At 69.0% G+C, this 17,577-nt stretch carries 17 protein-coding genes; 9 read left to right on the top strand and 8 right to left on the bottom strand.

Annotated elements, in window-relative coordinates:
* The first annotated feature begins 12 nt into the window (after positions 1 to 12).
* Positions 13 to 1,242: a pyridoxal phosphate-dependent aminotransferase gene (locus tag ACIPVN_RS04265; protein ID WP_400439891.1), complete on the top strand. Its 1,230-nt coding sequence runs from the start codon at positions 13 to 15 to the stop codon at positions 1,240 to 1,242.
* Here ACIPVN_RS04265 and ACIPVN_RS04260 read toward each other — a convergent pair.
* Positions 1,163 to 2,407: a CpaE family protein gene (locus ACIPVN_RS04260; RefSeq protein WP_400439889.1), complete on the bottom strand. Its 1,245-nt coding sequence runs from the start codon at positions 2,405 to 2,407 to the stop codon at positions 1,163 to 1,165. The genes ACIPVN_RS04265 and ACIPVN_RS04260 overlap by 80 nt on opposite strands.
* On the bottom strand, positions 2,404 to 3,024 hold the full coding sequence (locus ACIPVN_RS04255; protein ID WP_400439886.1) for an SAF domain-containing protein: 621 nt from the start codon (positions 3,022 to 3,024) through the stop codon (positions 2,404 to 2,406). Before ACIPVN_RS04255 ends, ACIPVN_RS04260 begins: the two co-directional genes overlap by 4 nt.
* Before the next feature lie 100 nt (positions 3,025 to 3,124).
* Here ACIPVN_RS04255 and ACIPVN_RS04250 point away from each other — a divergent pair, with 100 nt between their 5' ends.
* Positions 3,125 to 3,403, top strand: coding sequence for a DNA-binding protein (locus ACIPVN_RS04250; protein ID WP_400439884.1), 279 nt, complete (start codon positions 3,125 to 3,127; stop codon positions 3,401 to 3,403).
* Here the strand turns inward: ACIPVN_RS04250 and ACIPVN_RS04245 are convergent.
* Entirely contained in the window at positions 3,391 to 4,002 is a 612-nt protein-coding gene (locus ACIPVN_RS04245) for a hypothetical protein (protein ID WP_400439881.1), read from the bottom strand. The two genes, ACIPVN_RS04250 and ACIPVN_RS04245, sit on opposite strands and share 13 nt — an antisense overlap.
* A gap of 125 nt (positions 4,003 to 4,127) precedes the next feature.
* On the opposite strand from ACIPVN_RS04245, the gene ACIPVN_RS04240 reads away from it, so the two are divergent.
* Both ACIPVN_RS04240 and ACIPVN_RS04235 read left to right on the top strand, forming a co-directional pair.
* On the top strand, positions 4,128 to 4,514 hold the full coding sequence (locus ACIPVN_RS04240; protein ID WP_400439879.1) for an Rv3235 family protein: 387 nt from the start codon (positions 4,128 to 4,130) through the stop codon (positions 4,512 to 4,514).
* A gap of 24 nt (positions 4,515 to 4,538) precedes the next feature.
* Positions 4,539 to 6,023, top strand: a complete 1,485-nt coding sequence (locus tag ACIPVN_RS04235) for a sensor histidine kinase (RefSeq protein WP_247622853.1) — start codon at positions 4,539 to 4,541, stop codon at positions 6,021 to 6,023.
* Between the two features lie 74 nt (positions 6,024 to 6,097).
* On the opposite strand, the gene ACIPVN_RS04230 is transcribed toward ACIPVN_RS04235, so the two are convergent.
* Positions 6,098 to 6,346, bottom strand: coding sequence for a WhiB family transcriptional regulator (locus tag ACIPVN_RS04230; protein ID WP_028503730.1), 249 nt, complete (start codon positions 6,344 to 6,346; stop codon positions 6,098 to 6,100).
* A gap of 228 nt (positions 6,347 to 6,574) precedes the next feature.
* Here ACIPVN_RS04230 and ACIPVN_RS04225 point away from each other — a divergent pair, with 228 nt between their 5' ends.
* Complete coding sequence (locus tag ACIPVN_RS04225; RefSeq protein ID WP_400439875.1) at positions 6,575 to 6,949, top strand: hypothetical protein; 375 nt, start codon at positions 6,575 to 6,577, stop codon at positions 6,947 to 6,949.
* Positions 6,950 to 6,955: 6 nt separating this feature from the next.
* On the opposite strand, the gene bcp is transcribed toward ACIPVN_RS04225, so the two are convergent.
* The 3 genes from bcp to aroA are packed head-to-tail and all read right to left on the bottom strand — an operon-like array spanning position 6,956 to position 9,831.
* A complete protein-coding gene (gene bcp, locus ACIPVN_RS04220) occupies positions 6,956 to 7,429 on the bottom strand; it encodes a thioredoxin-dependent thiol peroxidase (RefSeq protein ID WP_400439872.1) in 474 nt (157 codons plus the stop codon).
* Positions 7,430 to 7,438: 9 nt separating this feature from the next.
* Complete coding sequence (gene rsgA / locus ACIPVN_RS04215) at positions 7,439 to 8,509, bottom strand: ribosome small subunit-dependent GTPase A (RefSeq protein WP_400439869.1); 1,071 nt, start codon at positions 8,507 to 8,509, stop codon at positions 7,439 to 7,441.
* A complete protein-coding gene (gene aroA, locus ACIPVN_RS04210) occupies positions 8,506 to 9,831 on the bottom strand; it encodes a 3-phosphoshikimate 1-carboxyvinyltransferase (RefSeq protein WP_400439866.1) in 1,326 nt (441 codons plus the stop codon). Before aroA ends, rsgA begins: the two co-directional genes overlap by 4 nt.
* A 50-nt stretch (positions 9,832 to 9,881) precedes the next feature.
* On the opposite strand from aroA, the gene ACIPVN_RS04205 reads away from it, so the two are divergent.
* From ACIPVN_RS04205 to ACIPVN_RS04195, 3 genes are read left to right on the top strand one after another with little or no spacing between them, the layout of a single operon-like run.
* Positions 9,882 to 10,544 carry a sigma-70 family RNA polymerase sigma factor gene (locus tag ACIPVN_RS04205; protein ID WP_400439863.1) on the top strand — a complete coding sequence of 221 codons (663 nt, stop codon included), beginning with the start codon at positions 9,882 to 9,884 and terminating at the stop codon, positions 10,542 to 10,544.
* Entirely contained in the window at positions 10,541 to 10,786 is a 246-nt protein-coding gene (locus ACIPVN_RS04200; RefSeq protein WP_247622847.1) for an anti-sigma factor, read from the top strand. The genes ACIPVN_RS04205 and ACIPVN_RS04200 overlap by 4 nt, the downstream gene beginning before the upstream one ends.
* 43 nt (positions 10,787 to 10,829) lie before the next feature.
* Positions 10,830 to 12,134 carry a GNAT family N-acetyltransferase gene (locus ACIPVN_RS04195; protein ID WP_400439859.1) on the top strand — a complete coding sequence of 435 codons (1,305 nt, stop codon included), beginning with the start codon at positions 10,830 to 10,832 and terminating at the stop codon, positions 12,132 to 12,134.
* A gap of 75 nt (positions 12,135 to 12,209) precedes the next feature.
* On the opposite strand, the gene ACIPVN_RS04190 is transcribed toward ACIPVN_RS04195, so the two are convergent.
* Positions 12,210 to 15,896: a multifunctional oxoglutarate decarboxylase/oxoglutarate dehydrogenase thiamine pyrophosphate-binding subunit/dihydrolipoyllysine-residue succinyltransferase subunit gene (locus ACIPVN_RS04190; protein ID WP_400439857.1), complete on the bottom strand. Its 3,687-nt coding sequence runs from the start codon at positions 15,894 to 15,896 to the stop codon at positions 12,210 to 12,212.
* A 158-nt stretch (positions 15,897 to 16,054) separates the two neighbouring features.
* Between ACIPVN_RS04190 and ACIPVN_RS04185 the strand changes: the two genes are divergently transcribed.
* Positions 16,055 to 17,509, top strand: coding sequence for a GuaB1 family IMP dehydrogenase-related protein (locus ACIPVN_RS04185; RefSeq protein ID WP_400439854.1), 1,455 nt, complete (start codon positions 16,055 to 16,057; stop codon positions 17,507 to 17,509).
* Positions 17,510 to 17,577: the final 68 nt, after the last annotated feature.

Genomic DNA, 17,577 nt, shown 5'->3' with positions numbered 1-17,577 from the left:
TAGGCTTGGGCGATGACACCAACGCGCCACTTCGACCAGTCGTCGAAGCTCAAGAACGTCCTGTACGAGATCCGCGGAAACGCCCTCGTCGAGGCGGCGCGATTGGAAGCGGAGGGTCACAGGATCCTCAAGCTGAACACCGGAAATCCTGCGATCTTCGGCTTCGACGCGCCGCAGCAGATCGTGCAGGACATGCTCGCCGCGCTGCCGAGCGCACACGGGTACAGCGACAGCAAGGGCATCGTCTCGGCACGCCGCGCGGTCGTCAGCCGCTACGAGGAGATCGAGGACTTCCCGCGCTTCGGACCGGAGGACGTGTTCCTCGGGAACGGCGTCTCAGAGCTCATCACGATGACCATGCAGGCGCTCCTCGACGAGGGCGACGAGGTGCTGATCCCGGCGCCGGACTATCCGCTCTGGACCGCGATGACGAGCCTGGCCGGAGGGACGCCGACGCACTACCTCTGCGACGAGGACAACGGCTGGCAGCCGGACCTCGAGGACATCCGCTCGAAGATCACGCCGCGCACCAAGGCGCTCGTGATCATCAACCCGAACAACCCCACGGGTGTCGTGTACTCCCGCGAGGTCCTCGAGGGCCTCGTGCAGATCGCCCGGGAGAACCAGCTGCTGCTGCTCTCGGACGAGATCTACGACCGCATCCTGTTCGACGGCGCGGTGCACATCCCGACCGCGACCCTCGCGCCCGACCTGCTGTGCCTGACCTTCAACGGCCTGTCGAAGACCTACCGTGTGGCGGGGTATCGCTCGGGATGGCTCGTCATCACGGGGCCGCAGGAGCACGCGAGGGGCTTCCTGGAGGGCATCACCCTCCTCGCGTCCACGCGTCTGTGCCCGAACGTGCCCTCGCAGCACGCGGTGCAGGCGGCGCTGTCGGGGGTGCAGTCCATCGACGCCCTGATCGCGCCGAGCGGACGGCTGCACGAGCAGCGTGACGTGGCCTGGCAGGGTCTCGAGTCGATCCCCGGCGTCTCGTGCGTCAAGCCCGAAGGCGCGCTGTACGCGTTCCCGCGACTCGATCCGAACGTGCACGAGATCCGCGACGATGCGCGACTCGTGTACGACCTGCTGGTCTCCGAGCAGATCCTGCTCGTGCAGGGCACGGGTTTCAACTGGCCGACTCCCGACCACCTCCGCATCGTCACGCTCCCCGAGCCGCGCGTGCTGAGCGAAGCAGTCGAACGGCTCGGGAACTTCCTCGCGAGCTATCGGCAGAACTAGTCATCGGAGCGGCGCCCGGGGCCAGTGCGGTCGCCAGGCGTCGCGCACCCGCGACGAGTGCTGACCGCGGGGTCAGCTCCGACATCGGCCGGGCGTGCAGGAGAGCGGCATCGGCCGCCCGTTGGTCGTGGGGCAGGAAGACCGGATCGACGATTCCGGCGAACCGATCGAGCGTGTTTCGGATCTGCCCGCGCGCATCCAGGCCCAGCGGCCCGGGGCGCACCTGATTGACGACCACGGTGACCGGCGTCGGTGCCGTGAGATTGCGCAGTTCCGCGTAGTCACGGAGGAATCGGCTGATCCCGAGGGGGTCGGCCGAGGCGACCGCGATGATCGCATCCGCCTCGTTCAGAGCGGCCGTCGTCGCGGCGTGCCGGCGCGGGCCGAGAACGTCGTACGTGGCTTCTTCGTCCGCATCGAACGAACCCGCTACGTCGATGATCGTCTCCTCGGTCCATTCCCGGCAGGTCTGCAGGGCACGGGTGAGGCGGGATGCCGAGAGCTCCGGCCATCGATTGGGGCGATTGATACCGGGGAGCACGTCGAGGTCTCCGGCACTCGTCGACACCACGGTGGAGAGACGGGTGAGTTCCGCGCTGTCGAGCCCGCTGAGCTCGGCACGTCGGCACGCGGCGGCGATCCCGGGAGCATCGTCGCCGAGGCCCAGGAGCAGCGCGAGGGAGGGAGCGACGGTGTCGGCATCGACGAGGGCGGTACGACGACCGAGGCGGGCGAGTTCGACGGCGAGCAGCACCGCGACGGTCGAGCGTCCGGGGGAGCCGTGCGGTCCCCATACGGCGATCAGGCGATGCGGAAGGTCGCCGGGTGCGGGGTCCTGGATCGTGGCAGGCGCGCGGAGAGCGCGCGCGATCTGCCAGCCAGGGGCATCGACGGGCAACCCTGGCCCGATGCCGAACTTCTGGAGCAGGCGGCTCTCCGCGCCGCCGAGGGCGAGGATCCGCACGCCCGCCCGGTCGCAGGCGGACACCAGTTCCGGCGTGAGCGTCTCCCTGCTCGCCGGGATCACGAGCGCCTGGGCGCCGGAGAGGAGCGCCGTCGCCGAGCTCGCCGATACGATCGCGATGACGTGCTCGCCCTCGAGTTCGAGCTCGCGGGCGAGAGCACTCGCTCGCGGCTCGTCGACGGCGAGGATCAGCCCCGTCATGACCCCGCACCGACCGGCACGACGGAGAGGGCTGCGGCGCCCGAGATCGCCGCGAGCACATCGGCGACGTCGGCGCGGTCGATCACGATCTCGACGGCGCTGCGCGAAGCGGAGAGCATCCCTTCGGCATCCAGCACCTCCGCCACGATCGCATCGGCGACGAGGATGCGCGGGGCGTCGTGCGAGCGGCCGTCTTCGAGGAGCGGCGCCTGCCAGAGCTCGACGACCGTGCCCGCGTCGACGCCCTCGGGGATGCTGATGCTGCTCTCGATGACGAGCGTGGTGCTCCGACTGTCGTCGGCCCTCCCTGATGCCGTGTGCGGGACGAGCTCGCCCTCCTCGATCGTCCGGGCGGCGACCTGGTCGGACGCGAGATCCTGGGGCCGCAGATAGTCGTCGGTCAGCGCTCCCAGGGAGACGTCGACGACGCGGAAGTCCGCGGCGGTGATCGTCTCGCCCTGGACGATCGTGCGGTCGGCCTGCAGGATCGGCGTCGCGGAGTCCGCGGAGGAGACGATCAGCCAGACACCGGTGATGGAGAGCCCGACGAGGACGATCCCGATGAGGAAGCGGAGGTCGCCCCAGAAGGCGCGACGCGGCCGAGAGAAAGTGCTCATGGCGACCCATGCTCACAGATATCCGCGAAACGCCCCGAGAGTTATCCACAACGGGGATGCCCGGATGCGGTGCGGATGCCGTGCGGGGCAGAATGGGTGCATGCCCGATTCGTCTCGCGTCGCTCCGCGCTACCTCGCCCCCGCGCAGGTGGCGGAGTTGTTGAGCATCGAGATCGACGAGGTGATCGAGCTCGTCGTGGCCGGGCATCTGCGGGGCGCTCACATCGGCGTCCCCGCACGATGGCGGATCGAGGAACCGAGCATCGAAGGGTACCTGGCCGCGCAGTCGGAGGAATCCCGTCGGATGGCGCTCTGGCGTCAGTCGCAGGAGGCGAGCTTCCCCGAGATCTGGGGAGCCTCCACCTCTCATAGGCGCTGATCGCCGGCGAGCCGGATCGCGACCAGGGCCTCGAAGGGCACGATCCGGAAGCTCTGCACCGCACTCGCCAGTCGGGCGGTGCCCGCATCGTGCACCGCGAGATCGAGGTGATCGGCGCCCGCGCGATCGATGGTCCCGTGCACGTCGTCGCCCTTCGTGGTGCTCAGGTGGAGCGCGACGCGTCGGCGCGCCAGGTCACGGAGCACGAATCCGAGCGTCATCCTCTCGCGGAGGATGCTGGGGGGATCGGCCTCCTCTTCGAGGCTGCTCAACAGCATCCCGTGATCGCTGCCGAGGCTCTGGATCGCGTGAAGGGGGACGACGAGCATCGACCGGGGAGCGAGAGCGCCGAGCGCGGTGGAGATCTCGGCCGCGAGCCAGTCGGCGCCCACGGTGCGCAGGATCACCGGCATCCGTCGTCCGTTCGCGAGCTCGACCACGATCGATGCGCGCCGCGTGCTCATCGCACGGAGGCGCGTTCGCAGCGGGAGCTGTGAGATGCGCATACGCTCCGACTCCGCGTCGAGAGCGGCGCGCTCCGCCTCCCACTCCGACGCGAGCTGACCCTCGAGGTCCTCAAACAGCCTGTCCCAGTTCATCGGATCGAGCGTAGGGGAGAGCGAGAGGCGACATACGAGTTATCCACATACCTCTGCCGAAGGCCCCTGCGCGAAGGCCTCCGCGTGCTCTACTGGCTCGCGTTCCCCCGACTGAGAGTGTGACGATGACGCTTCATGAGTACTTCGCGCGGCAGCCGACCCCGACCGTCGAGCTGCCCGATCCGGCCCCGCTGCTGCGCAGCCTCACCCACGGTGTGCTGGAGGTGCTCGCCGGTGTGCGGGAGGTCGATCAGCTCGCACGCTGGTTCAGTGAAGACGCCTATCGGAGCCTGGTCACGCGGTCGAACCTCTCGGCCCGGGCGCGTAGCGCGCGGGGCGTGGTGCCGGCCCGCCCGAGCTTCGAGATCCGCTCCCTTCGCATCTCCGCCCCCGTCGACGGGGTGATCGAGGCGGTCGTCATCGTGGCGGGTCCCGGACGCACGCGCGCCGTCGCCGTGCGCCTGGAGGGGTTGGACCGGCGCTGGCGCGCGACGTCGCTGGCGATCCTCTAGAGCGAAGGACCGTAGGCTGGTGGGGTGTCGACCCTCACTGATCTCGCCCATGCCCAGGGCCGTCTGAACGACGGCGATGTTGAGTGGCTGCATCGCCTGGCCGGAGACGGTCAGCTGCTCGCCGATCTCTCATCGGCCGACATCGTCGTCTGGGTGCAGACCGACGACGGCTCCTTCATCGCAGTGGCTCATGCCCGCCCCAGTGGGGCGGCGACCCTCTTCTATCGGGATATCGTCGGGGAGCGTGTGCGTCCGCAGTGGCGCACGCAGGTGCAGGGGGCCTTCGACACTGCGGAGATCGTGGACTCGTCGTCACCCGATTGGTTCGAGGAGACGCCCACGCGGGTGCGCGCCGTGCCGATCGTGAACGCGCGGCGCTCGGGCGACGTGCCGCCGTCCGTCATCGGCGTCGTCACCCGGCATACGAACCTCGGTGAGGCGCGCACGCCCTCCCGTCAGCAGATCACGTTCGACGACTGCGCCAACGATCTGTTCCGAATGATCGCCGACGGAAGCTTCCCGGATCTCGCGGCCCCGACCTCGCCGCGCCGCGGCGCTCCCCGCGCCTCGGACGGTCTGATCCGCATCGACGTCGACGGCATCACGACGTTCGCGAGCCCGAACGCTCTTTCCGCGTTCAATCGCATGGGGTTCGACGACGAACTCGAGGGGGAGTCCCTCGCCGAGGTGACCACTCGTCTGGTCCCGCCGTCCCGACAGGTCGACGAGTCGCTTCCCGTCGTCGTGACCGGACGGGCGCCGTGGCGCACGGATATCGAGGCGCGCGGGGTGACGGTCTCCCTCCGAGCGATTCCGTTGAAGGATCACGGCACGCGGATCGGCGCGATCCTGCTCTGCCGCGACGTCTCGGAGCTGCGTCATCAGGAACAGGAGCTCATCACCAAGGACGCGACGATCCGCGAGATCCATCACCGCGTCAAGAACAACCTGCAGACGGTGGCCTCTCTGTTGCGCATCCAGGCGCGCAGGACGCACTCCGACGAGGCCAGGGACGCGCTCACCCAGGCGATGCGACGCGTCGACGCCATCGCGGTCGTCCATGACACGCTCGCCCAGGGACTGACCCAGAAGGTCGATTTCGACGAGGTCTTCCATCGAGTTCTCAAGCTCGTCGCCGAGGTCGCCTCCGCTCCGAACACACGTGCGCAGACACAGTCGACCGGTCGGTTCGGCGTGCTGCCCAGCGAGTACGCGACGCCGCTGGCGCTGGCGCTCACCGAGGTCGTCACCAACGCCGTCGAGCACGGGCTCGCAGGTCAGGAGGGGCTCGTCACGATCGACGCGGCTCGCACGGAGGAGAATCTCCGGGTCACGGTGCACGACACCGGGCACGGGCTTCCGGAGGGGCGGATCGGTCAGGGCCTCGGCACGCAGATCATCCGCACGCTCATCCAGGGCGAGCTCGGTGGCACGATCGAGTGGCGCGGCAGCGAGGGGGAGGGGACCTCCGTGGTCATCGACATCCCGCTGCGGTGGCTGCAGAAGTGAGCCCTCGAGGGCTCTGAAGACACACGAAAGCCCCGCCGGACGAGGAGTTCTCGACGGCGGGGCTTCGTGATTCGTCAGGAGGCGCGGCGGGCGCGCGCGGCGCGGCGCTTGAGAGCGCGGCGCTCGTCTTCGGAGAGGCCGCCCCAGACACCGGAGTCCTGGCTGGACTCGAGAGCGTACTGCAGGCAGATCTCGGTGACCGTGCAGGTGGCGCAGACGGTCTTCGCCTTCTCGATCTGGTCGACTGCCGGGCCGGTGTTGCCGACCGGGAAGAACAGCTCGGGATCGACGGTCAGGCAGGCGGCTTTGTCGCGCCAGTCCATGGGGGCTCCTCGGTGTGGATTTCAGAATCGCGATGCGATGTCTCGATTCGGGCGACGGCTCGGGATCCGTTACCCTGTGTGAGATGCGGACGGTTGCCCGCGAAGTGTGATGCGGGCGAAGAGCCCGCCCCACGCCGCTGTGGGAGCACATGACTGTTTCTATTGTGTTACAGGAAACCTTCGAAATCAAGGCTTTTTGCCATTCACTCACGATTCCCAGGAGACTCCGTGCGCGCACCCGGACTCGCTCTCGCCGCCGCGGCGGTACTCGCCGCCGAGGGAGCCGCTCTCGTGGTCTTCGCCCTGATCGAGCTGATCGGGATCGGCGCCGGTGACGCGGCATCCGTGCCGACGGCCATCGCGCTGACGGTGCTCACCCTGATCGGTGCGGCGGCGCTCTTCGCCTTCGCCTGGGGCGCGCGTGCGGGGCGTTCCTGGGCGAGATCCGGTGGTGTGGTCTTCCAGATCCTCGCTGTCGTGATCGCTCTCGCGGCACTGACCCTGCAGCCGATCCCGTGGGCGTTCGTGCTCGGGGCCGGTCTGCCGGGACTGCTCGGATTCGTACTCCTGATCGCGAGCACGCGACGCGAGGCGGGCGCCTGACGCGCCTCAGGCGTCGACGCCCAGCAGCTTCCTCAGCCGGGCCACGTGTCCGGTCGCCTTCACGTTGTAGAGCGCGTGAGCGATCGTGCCATCCTCGTCGATGACGAACGTCGAACGGATGACCCCCTCGATGACCTTGCCGTAGTTGACCTTCTCGCCCCAGGCGCCGTAGGCGCTGTGCACGGCGTGGTCGGCGTCGCTCAGAAGGGTGAAGGTGAGGCCGTCGCGCTCGCGGAACGCCGCGAGCTTCTTCGGCTCGTCGCGTGAGATGCCGATCACGCGATACCCGGCGCCCTGGAGCGACGAGATGCTGTCGCGGAAGTCGCACGCCTGCGTCGTGCAGCCGGGGGTCATCGCGGCCGGGTAGAAGTAGAGCACGGTCTTCTCGCCGCGCAGATCGGTGAGCGAGACGCTCGTGCCGTCTTGGTCGAGAAGGGTGAAATCGGGGGCGGGCGTTCCGGCTTCGAGGCGCTGAGTCACCCGTCCAGCCTATCGGCCGGTCGCCTGCTCCGCCTTGTCGGCGAAGGTCTGCAGCAGGCGTTGCAGCGAGTCCAGACGGGCGCGGCCCGTATCGCTGAGCTCCCCGCGCTCCGCGGCCTCGATGAGGGCGCAGTCGGGGGCATCCGCGAGGTGCGTGCATCCGCGCGGGCAGTTCTCCGCGATCTCGGCGAGCTCGGTGAAGGCCGCGAGGATGTTCTCGGGCTTCACATGCCCGAGGCCGAACGATCGCACACCGGGGGTGTCGATGACCCATCCGTTGCCGCTCGGACCCTGATAGCGCAGAGAGACCGTCGACGACGACGTGTGCCGACCGCGTCCCGTCACCTGGTTCACATGCCCGGTCGCCCGACCGGCGGTGGGGACGAGCGCGTTCACGAGCGTCGACTTGCCCACACCCGAGTGGCCGACGAACACCGTGGAGTGCCCGACGAGCGCGGATCCGATCTCGTCGATCGGCATGACGTCCTGGGCGCTGGTGAAGACGGTCAGATCGAGACCGTCGAAGTGCGACAGGAAATGCGCGGGGTCAGCCAGATCGGTCTTCGTCACGACGAGGAGGGGGCGGATGCCCGCATCGAGGGCGGCGACGAGATAGCGGTCGACGAGGCGTTCGCGGGGTTCCGGATCGGCGGCCGCGACGACGATGAGCATCTGATCGGCGTTCGCGACGATCACGCGCTCGACCTGATCGGTGTCGTCGGCGCTGCGACGCAGAAGCGACGTGCGATCGACGATCCCGACGATGCGGCCGAGTGTGCCGTCCTCCCCGGAGAGGTCGCCGACCACGCGCGCCCGGTCGCCCGTGACGATGGGGTTCCGGCGCAGTTCCCGCGCGCGAGCGGCGGTGATCATCCGCTCGGTCGGGGAGTCCTCGTCGAGGAGGACGGAGTAGCGGCCGCGATCCACGCCGAGCACGCGTCCGATCTCGGCATCCTCGTGGGCAGGCCGACGCTTGGTCCGGGGCCTGTTCGCCTTCGGGTTGGGACGGGTGCGGATCGCGCTCTCGTCGTAGTCCTCGAAGTCGTCTTCGAGATCGTCGTCGCCGTCGAGCCAGCTCACGCGGCCGCGCCTCGCAGCATCCGCTCCCACAGCAACGTGAACTCGGGGAGCGTCTTCGCGGTGGTGCCGATGTCGTCGATCTCGACCCCGGGGACCCGGAGCCCGATCAGAGCGCCGGTGGTCGCCATCCGGTGGTCGTGGTGAGCGGCCCAGGCACCGCCGTGCAGCGGCCGGGGGATGATCCGCAGGCCGTCGGGGAGCTCTTCCGCCTCGCCGCCGAGCGCGCGGAGGTCGGCGATGAGAGCGGCGATCCGGTCGGTCTCGTGCAGCCGGATGTGACCGATCCCACGGATCGTCGTGGGGCCGTCGGCGAAGGCCGCGAGGCCGACGAGGGTCGGGGTGAGTTCGCTCGCCGCCGACAGGTCGAGGTCGATGCCGCGGATGACGCCGCCGGAGCGGACGGTCAGAGCTCCGCCGTGCCGGCTGGCGTGCGCGCCCATCGCCTGGAGGATCTCAGGCAGAAGCGCGCCGGGCTGGGTGGAGTGCGCCGGCCATCCGGTGATCGACACCGCCCCTCCGGTCACCATCGCCGCCGCGAGGAAGGGGGCGGCGTTGGAGAGGTCCGGTTCGATCGCGATCTCCTTGGCGCGCGGCACGCCGGCCTCGACGAGCCATTCCCCGGCCGCCGGACGTTCGATGCGGATGCCGCGACGGCTGAGGGCCTCGATGGTCATGTCGATGTGGGGGAGGCTGGGCAGGTGCTCTCCGGTGTGCACGAGGTGCAGGCCGACATCGAAGCGGGGAGCCGCGAGCAGCAGGCCCGAGACGAACTGGCTCGACGCCGAGGCGTCGATCTCGACCCGTCCGCCGCGGATGCGACCGTGCCCGCGGATGGTGAACGGCAGCGCCCAGGTGCCCTCGTCGTCGATGTCGACTCCGAGGTCGCGCAGGGCACTGATCAAGCCGCCCATGGGGCGGTGCAGGGCATTCTCGTGGGCGGTGAGGTGCACGTCGGCGGACGCGAGGCCCGCGAGCGGCGCGATGAACCGCATGACCGTGCCGGCCTGGCCGCAGTCGACCGTGGTGCCTCCGGCGAGCTTGGCGGGCGTGACGACGAGATCGGGTCCGAACTCGCGCCCGGCCTCCACCTCCTCGATACCGACGCCGAGCGCGCGCAGGGCATCGACCATCCGGCGCGAGTCGTCGGAGTGCAGCGGACCGATCAGACGACCGGGGCCGTCGGCGATCGCGGCGATGATGAGTTCCCGGTTCGTGAGGGACTTCGAGCCGGGGATCGTCAGCGTCGCGTGGATCGGATCGTCGAAAACCGGCGCGGTGTAGGCGCCCGTGACGGGGGGAGGGGAATACCTGTTGGCGCTCATCGGTTTCCACCTTAGTGAACGGCGGCGCACCCGCCGAGGAGGAGAGCAGGATGCTGGCGACCCTGGAGCGTGGGACGGTGGACATCAGCGGCCTAGACTGGCCCGTGATGGATGACACCGCAACCGTAGCGACCCCGAGCGACTCTCAGCGTGAGTTCGAGGAACAGGCGATCCCGTTCATGGATCAGCTGTACGCCGCCGCCATGCGCATGACGCGCAATCCCGCTGACGCCGCCGACCTCGTGCAGGAGACGTTCGTGAAAGCCTACGGTTCGTGGGCGACCTTCTCGCAGGGGACGAACCTCAAGGCGTGGTTGTACCGGATCCTCACGAACACGTACATCAACATCTACCGCAAGAAGCAGCGCGAGCCGTTCCAGGGCACGATCGACGAGCTCGAGGACTGGCAGCTGGGAGGCGCTGAGTCGACGACCGCGTCGCACAGCCGGTCTGCCGAGGCGGAGGCGATCGATCACATGCCGGCGTCCGTCGTGAAGGACGCGCTGCAGGCGGTTCCCGAGGACTTCCGGCTGGCGGTGTACCTCGCGGACGTCGAGGGATTCGCCTACCAGGAGATCGCCGACATCATGAAGACCCCCATCGGCACCGTGATGAGCCGTCTGCACCGTGGCAGACGGATGCTGCGGGAGTTGCTGGCAGATTACGCCGCGGAGCGGGGCATCGCCGCGGCTGAGAAGAGGAGCGGGAAATGAGCGACTGCGGTTGCGACAAAGCGCGTCAGGATCTGGAGGAGTACCTCCGCAACGAGGTGTGCAAGACCGAGCACACCGAGATCCGCGAGCACCTCGAGAACTGCCCGTCGTGCCGCGACGAGGTTCTCGTGGCCAAGACGCTCACGGAGGTCATCGCGCGTGCCTGCAAGGAGACCGCTCCCGAGGAGCTGCGCGATCAGGTGTTCGCCCGTCTGCGTGAGGCGCAGGCCGCACAGCACTGACATCTCGGAGTCGGATGCCGTCACCCACCCATAGGGTGGATGTATGAGCCTCATCGACGCCCGCGACATCCCCGCCGACGCGACCTCTCGCGACCGATTGAACGGTTCGGGTCTCGACTACCGCGTGGTCGATCTCAGCGACGACGCGGCCGCGACGCCCTTCCTCCGAGCGGTCGGCCGCGGATTCCTCGGTGAGGAGTCGTCCCCCGAGGCGCTCGCCCACAGCCGCGAGACCGTCTCGCAGCGTCGCACCACCGGGGTCTTCGAGGCCGCAGCGGACTCCGGCGACCTTCCTGTCGCGACCATCGACTCCTGGGTGACGCCGTTGACGGTGCCCGGTGGAGCGGAGATCGCGATGTGGGCGATCAGCGGGGTGACCGTCGCCGCCACGCATCGGCGTCGGGGCATCGCTCGTTCCCTCCTCGAAGGCGAGCTGCGTGCGGCACACGGCGCAGGGATCGCGATCGCGGGGCTCACGGTGTCCGAGGCCACCATCTACGGCCGCTACGGTTTCGGGTCGGCGTTGCCGGCCGTGCGCTTCACGGTAGACACCCGGCGCGCGGGATGGGGTGGGTACGAACCGTCCGGACGCCTGGAGTATCGCGAGCGCGCGCAGCTCGTCGACGACCTCGCGACGGTCCACGAGCGTGCCCGTCGCATGCGTGCCGGCCGCATCGCCGGGTGGCCGGGGCGATGGGAGCAGTTCGCCGGTACCGCCCCGGGCGAGACCGATCGCGACAAGGTGCGCGGTGTGCGCCACGTCGACGCCGACGGCGAGACCCGTGGTGTGCTCGTATACACGGTGACCGATCGCAGCGGCAGCTTCCGATTCGGCCTGAACGTGCGGATGCTGGTGGCCGAGACCGCGGATGCCCGTGCAGCGCTGTGGCGGTTCGCCCTGCAGCACGACCTCGTCGACGAGGTCACCGCCGACCTGCAGACGGCGGATGACCCGCTGCCGTGGCTGGTGGCCGATCAGCGTGGCGTCACGCAGGAGGTGCACGATCACGGCTGGCTGCGAGTGCTGGATGTCGCTCGAGCACTGAGCGCGCGGAAGTACTCGGTTCCGGTCGATCTGGTGCTCCGCATCCACGACCCCCTCGGCTTCGCTGCGGGGGACTGGCGACTCCGCGTCGACGTCTCGGGCGTGGCGACCGTCGAAGCAGCGGAATCCGCCGCACCGGATGCCGTCCTCGGCGTCGCCGCTCTGTCGTCGCTGTACGCGGGGGCGGTGCGCGCGACCGTGCTCGCCGGAGCGGGCCTCATCGACGCCGAGGCATCCGTCGTCGACCTCCTCGACCGCGCCTTCTTCACGTCTCCTGCGCCGTCGCTCGACATCTGGTACTGATCGCGCGCTCCGCGCCGAGCATACGCAGAAGGGCCCCCGACCGAAGTCGGGGGCCCTTCTGCGTATGAGGGAACGTCAGGCCGTCGTCAGCGCCTCGCGCAGGAGTGTGGCCTGCTCCGCGGCGTGGACCTTCGACGACCCGGTCGCGGGTGACGCCGACGCAGCGCGAGCAACGGGTCGGAATGCACGGTCTCCGGGCACGTCCGCGAATGCGAGTGCCAGGAACGGCCAGGCGCCCTGGTTCTCCGGCTCCTCCTGCACCCACACGAGCTCGGCGTTCGGGTACGAGTCGGTGATGGCCTTGAGCTCGTCGATCGGCGTCGGGTAGAGCTGCTCGAGACGCACGAGCGCCACTTCGGGGTTCGGCTTCTTGTCGAGCTCGGCGCGAAGGTCCCAATGCACCTTGCCCGAGTGCACGAGCACGCGCTTGACGGCGCTGCGGTCGAGGGCGCGGTCGTCGTCGATCACCGGCTCGAAGCGTCCCTGCGTGAACGCTTCGACGGGGCTGGTCGCGCCGCGCAGACGCAGCATGGCCTTCGGCGTGAACACGATCAGCGGCTTGCGCGGACGGGCGTAGGCCTGACGGCGCAGCAGGTGGAAGTACGAGGCCGGCGTCGAAGGACGCGAGACGATCATGTTCTCCTGTGCGCAGAGCTGCAGGAATCGCTCGATGCGTGCCGACGAGTGATCGGGTCCCTGGCCCTCGTACCCATGGGGGAGCAGCAGCGTGACGCTGGACTGCTGGCCCCACTTCTGCTCGGCGGCCGAGATGTACTCGTCGATCACGGACTGGGCGCCGTTGACGAAGTCGCCGAACTGCGCCTCCCACAGGACGAGCGCCTCGGGAGCCTCGACCGAGTAGCCGTATTCGAATCCGAGCGCCGCGTACTCGCTGAGCAGGGAGTCGTAGACGAAGAAGCGGCCCTGGGCGTCGGACAGGTTCGAGAGCGGCAACCACTCCTGGCCGTTGGCACGGTCGTGGAGGGTGGCGTGGCGCTGGACGAACGTTCCGCGGCGCGCGTCCTGACCGGCGAGACGCACCGGGGTGCCCTCGACGAGCAGCGATCCGAACGCGAGCAGCTCGCCGAAGCCCCAGTCGATGCCGCCGTTGCGGCTCATATCGAGGCGCTTGTCGAGCAGCTGCTGGATCTTCGGGTGCACGGTGAAGCCCTCGGGCTTGTTCACGAACGCATCACCGATGAGCTGGATGACCTCACCCGCGACGCCGGTGACATCCGGTGCACCGACCTGGTCGTCGACCGGAGGCAGGTCGGGCGCGATCGGGGTGGCCCCGGTCTCGGCGGCGTGCGTCTCGGCGAAGGCGATCTCGAGCCGGTTCTGGAAATCGGCCTTGGCCTCGTCGTACTCCTGCTCGGTGATGTCACCGCGACCGACGAGCGACTCGGTGTACAGGCGGCGTACCGAACGCTTGGCCTGGATCAGGTCGGTCATCAGGGGCTGGGTCATCGAGGGGTCGTCACCCTCGTTGTGACCGCGACGGCGGTAGCAGACGAGATCGATCACGACATCGCGGTGGAAGCGCTCGCGGTACTCGAAGGCGAGCTGCGCGACGTGGATCACGGCTTCGGGGTCGTCGCCGTTCACGTGGAAGACCGGTGCCTGGATGGTCTTCGCGACGTCCGTGGCGTACACCGAGGAGCGTCCGTCGCTCGGCGTCGTCGTGAAGCCGACCTGGTTGTTGACCACGACGTGGATCGTGCCCCCTGTGCGGTAGCCGCGCAGCTGCGACATCTGCAGCGTCTCGACCACGACGCCCTGGCCCGCGAAGGCCGCATCGCCGTGCACGAGGATCGGCAGCCAGGCGAACGTGCCGATCGGCTTGCGGTCCTGCTTCGCGCGGACGATGCCCTCGAGCACGCCGTCGACGGTCTCGAGGTGCGACGGGTTGGCGGCGAGGTAGACCGGGAGTTCCGATCCGTCGTCGGCAACGAAGGTGCCCTCGGTCCCGAGGTGGTACTTCACGTCGCCGGAGCCCCGCTGGTTGCCCGGGGTCTGGGTGCCCTCGAACTCCTGGAACACCTGGCCGTAGGTCTTGCCGGCGATGTTCGTGAGCACGTTCAGACGGCCGCGGTGCGCCATGCCGATGGCGGCGCCCTCGAGGCCGGCGGTGGCGGCCCCCTGGAGGATCTCGTCGAGCAGCGGCACGAGCGATTCGCCGCCCTCGAGCGAGAAGCGCTTCTGACCGACGAACTTCGTCTGCAGGAAGGTCTCGAACGCCTCGGCCTCGTTGAGCTTGCGGAGGACGCGCAGCTGCTCGTCGTGGCCGGGCTTCTGGTACTTGACCTCGACCTTCTCCTGGAACCAGCGACGCTGCTCCGGGTCCTGGATGTGCATGTACTCGATGCCGAGCGTGCGGCAGTACGAGTCGCGCAGGACTCCGAGGATGTCACGCAGCTTGGCGACGCGACGGCCGCCGAAGCCGCCGGTGACGAATTCGCGGTCGAGATCCCAGAAGGTGAGCCCGTGGCTCTCGATCTCGAGGTCGGGGTGCGAGCGCTGACGGTACTCGAGGGGATCGATGTCGGCCATGAGGTGGCCGCGGACGCGGAAGGAGTTGATGAGCTCCTGCACGCGAGACTGCTTGTCGACCCGCTCGGCGAGATCGACGGCGATGTCGGGGTTCCAGTGGATCGGCGCGTACGGGATGCGCAGCGCCGCGAAGATGTCGTCGTAGAAGCCGCGCTGCCCGATCAGGAGCTCGTGCACCTTCTTGAGGAACTCGCCCGATCCCGCACCCTGGATGACGCGGTGGTCGTAGGTGCTGGTGAGGGTGATCGTCTTGCCGATCGCCAGCTCGTTGAGGGTCTTCTCGCTCGCGCCCTGGAACTCGGCGGGGTACTCGAGGGCGCCGGCGCCGATGATGCAGCCCTGGCCCTTCATCAGACGCGGGACGGAATGCACCGTGCCGATGCCGCCCGGGTTCGTGAGCGATACCGTCGTGCCCTGGAAGTCACCGGCGGTGAGCTTGTTGTTGCGGGCGCGGGTGACGAGGTCCTCGTACGCCGAGAGGTACTCGGTGAAGGTCATGGTGTCGGCGCGCTTGATGCTCGGCACCATGAGGGCGCGCGTGCCGTCGGGCTTCGGCAGATCGATCGCGATGCCGAGGTTGACGTGCGCGGGGGCGACGACGGAGGGCTTGCCGTCGACCTCGGCGTAGAACACGTTCTGGCTGCGGAACTCGTCGAGCGTGCGGATGAGCGCCCAGCCGATGAGGTGGGTGAAGCTGATCTTTCCGCCGCGGGTGCGCGCCATGTGGTTGTTGATGACGATGCGGTTGTCGATCATCAGCTTGGCCGGGATGGTGCGGACGCTCGTCGCGGTGGGGACGGTGAGCGACTCGTCCATGTTGGCCGCGAGGGTCTTGGGCATGCCGCGGAGGACGGTGACCTTGTCTTCCTCGGCCTCATCCGCGGGAGCCGGGGACGGGTCCTTCGCCGCGGGCTTGGGGGCCTGCGCCGGGATCGGAGCGGATGCCGCCGGCTTCGCCGTCGTGCGCGCCACGGGCTGTGCTCCGATCACGGGGATCGGGGCCGTCACCGGGTGGGCGGGCTGCTCAGCCGCCGGGGCGCCGGCCGGGGCCGTGGCACCGGCGTTCTCGGAGTGGTACTTCTCGAGGATCGGCCACCATTCCTTGTCGACGGAATCGCGGTTCACCTTGAACTGCTCGTAGAGCTCTTCGACGAGCCAGGAATTGGCTCCGAACCCCCCGTCGCCCCCGACGCCGGTCACCTGGTTCGACACGCTCGATCGCCCTCTTTCATCGCTGAAGATTCACAGTGCTCGCGGGACGCAGGATGCGCCCAGGTCCGCACACTCTCGATCGACAAGCCTAACGTGTTTCCCGGTGCGAATCTTCGACGCCATGCCCAGGGAGCGCTCGATCTCGATACCGTGGAGTCATGGAGTTCTCAGGTGCGCAGCCGACCGTCGATCTGACCTATTCCGACGTCTTCCTCGTGCCCCGGCGATCGTCGGTCACCAGCCGACTCCAGGTCGACCTGGCACCGCAGGACGGCACCCCCGCGACCCTGCCTCTGGTGGCGTCGAACATGAACTCCGTGACCGGGCCGCGCCTGGCCGCGGTGATGGCGCGACGCGGAGGCCTCGGAGTGCTGCCGCAGGATATGCCCCTCCAGGATCTCGATGCGGCGATCCGAGATGTCAAGGCGCAGCCGGTGCTGTGGGACACGCCGCTCGTCCTCCCGCCCCACGCATCGGTCGCCGACGCCCTCCGCCTCCTCCCGGCCGCACCGGGGCACGGGATCGTCGTCGCCCACGGTGCCGCGCCCATCGGTGTCGAGGACATCCTCGGCATCCTTCCCGCGAATCGGCTGGCGACGGCTCTGCCGGATGCGCAGCTGGGCGACCTCGTGCATCGAGGGACGCCGTCGATCGATGCCGACGACATCGGCTCCGAACGGCACGCCTTCGACGTGATCACCGAGGCCGGTGTCGACATGGTCACGGTCGTGCACCACGGGCACCTCGTCGGGACGCTGAGCGCGCGCAGCGCCCTGCGCTCCACTCTCTACCGCCCCGCACTCGACGCCGACGGGCGGCTCACCGTCGCCGCAGCGGTGGGGATCAACGGCGACGTCGCCGCGAAGGCGACCGCTCTCGCCGGGGCGGGGGTCGATGTGCTCGTCCTCGACACGGCGCACGGGCATCAGGACGGGATGCTGCGCGCCCTGCGCACCGTGTCGGATCTGAACCTCGGGCTTCCCCTCGTCGCCGGGAACATCGTGACCGCCGACGGCGTGCACGATCTCGTGGATGCCGGAGCATCGATCCTCAAGGTCGGTGTCGGCCCGGGCGCGATGTGCACCACGCGCATGATGACCGCGGTCGGCCGCCCCCAGTTCTCGGCGGTGCTCGAGACGGCCCAGGCGGCCCGCGAGCTCGGGGCGCACGTCTGGGCGGACGGTGGGGTGCGCTACCCGCGAGACGTCGCTCTGGCGCTCGCGGCGGGCGCGGCATCCGTGATGATCGGCTCCTGGTTCGCCGGGACGATCGAGGCTCCGGGTGAGTTGCAGCGCGACGCCGAGGGGCGCATCTTCAAGGAGTCCTGGGGGATGGCATCGACGAAAGCGGTGCAGGCCCGCTTCGGCAGGCTCGACGCCTACGAGCGAGCGCGCAAGGAACTCTTCGCCGAGGGCATCTCCTCGTCGAAGATCTACCTCGATCCGCTGCGGCCGGGCGTCGAGGACCTGCTCGACATGATCACCTCCGGCGTGCGCTCGTCGTTCACCTACGCCGGAGCCTCCACCGTCCCGGAGTTCCACGATCGCGCACTCGTGGGTCTGCAGTCGGCCGCGGGCTATGAAGAGGGCAAGGCGCTGCCGGTCAGCTGGTAGCGGAATCGCGCGCGGGCGACGCGACCGCGCGCGGGCGGATTCGGTAGAATCGTCCACACTATGGACGA

Source organism: Microbacterium sp. NPDC090003, from assembly GCF_044748385.1.
GTDB lineage: Bacteria > Actinomycetota > Actinomycetes > Actinomycetales > Microbacteriaceae > Microbacterium.
This window is presented reverse-complemented; position numbering and strand designations above follow the sequence as displayed.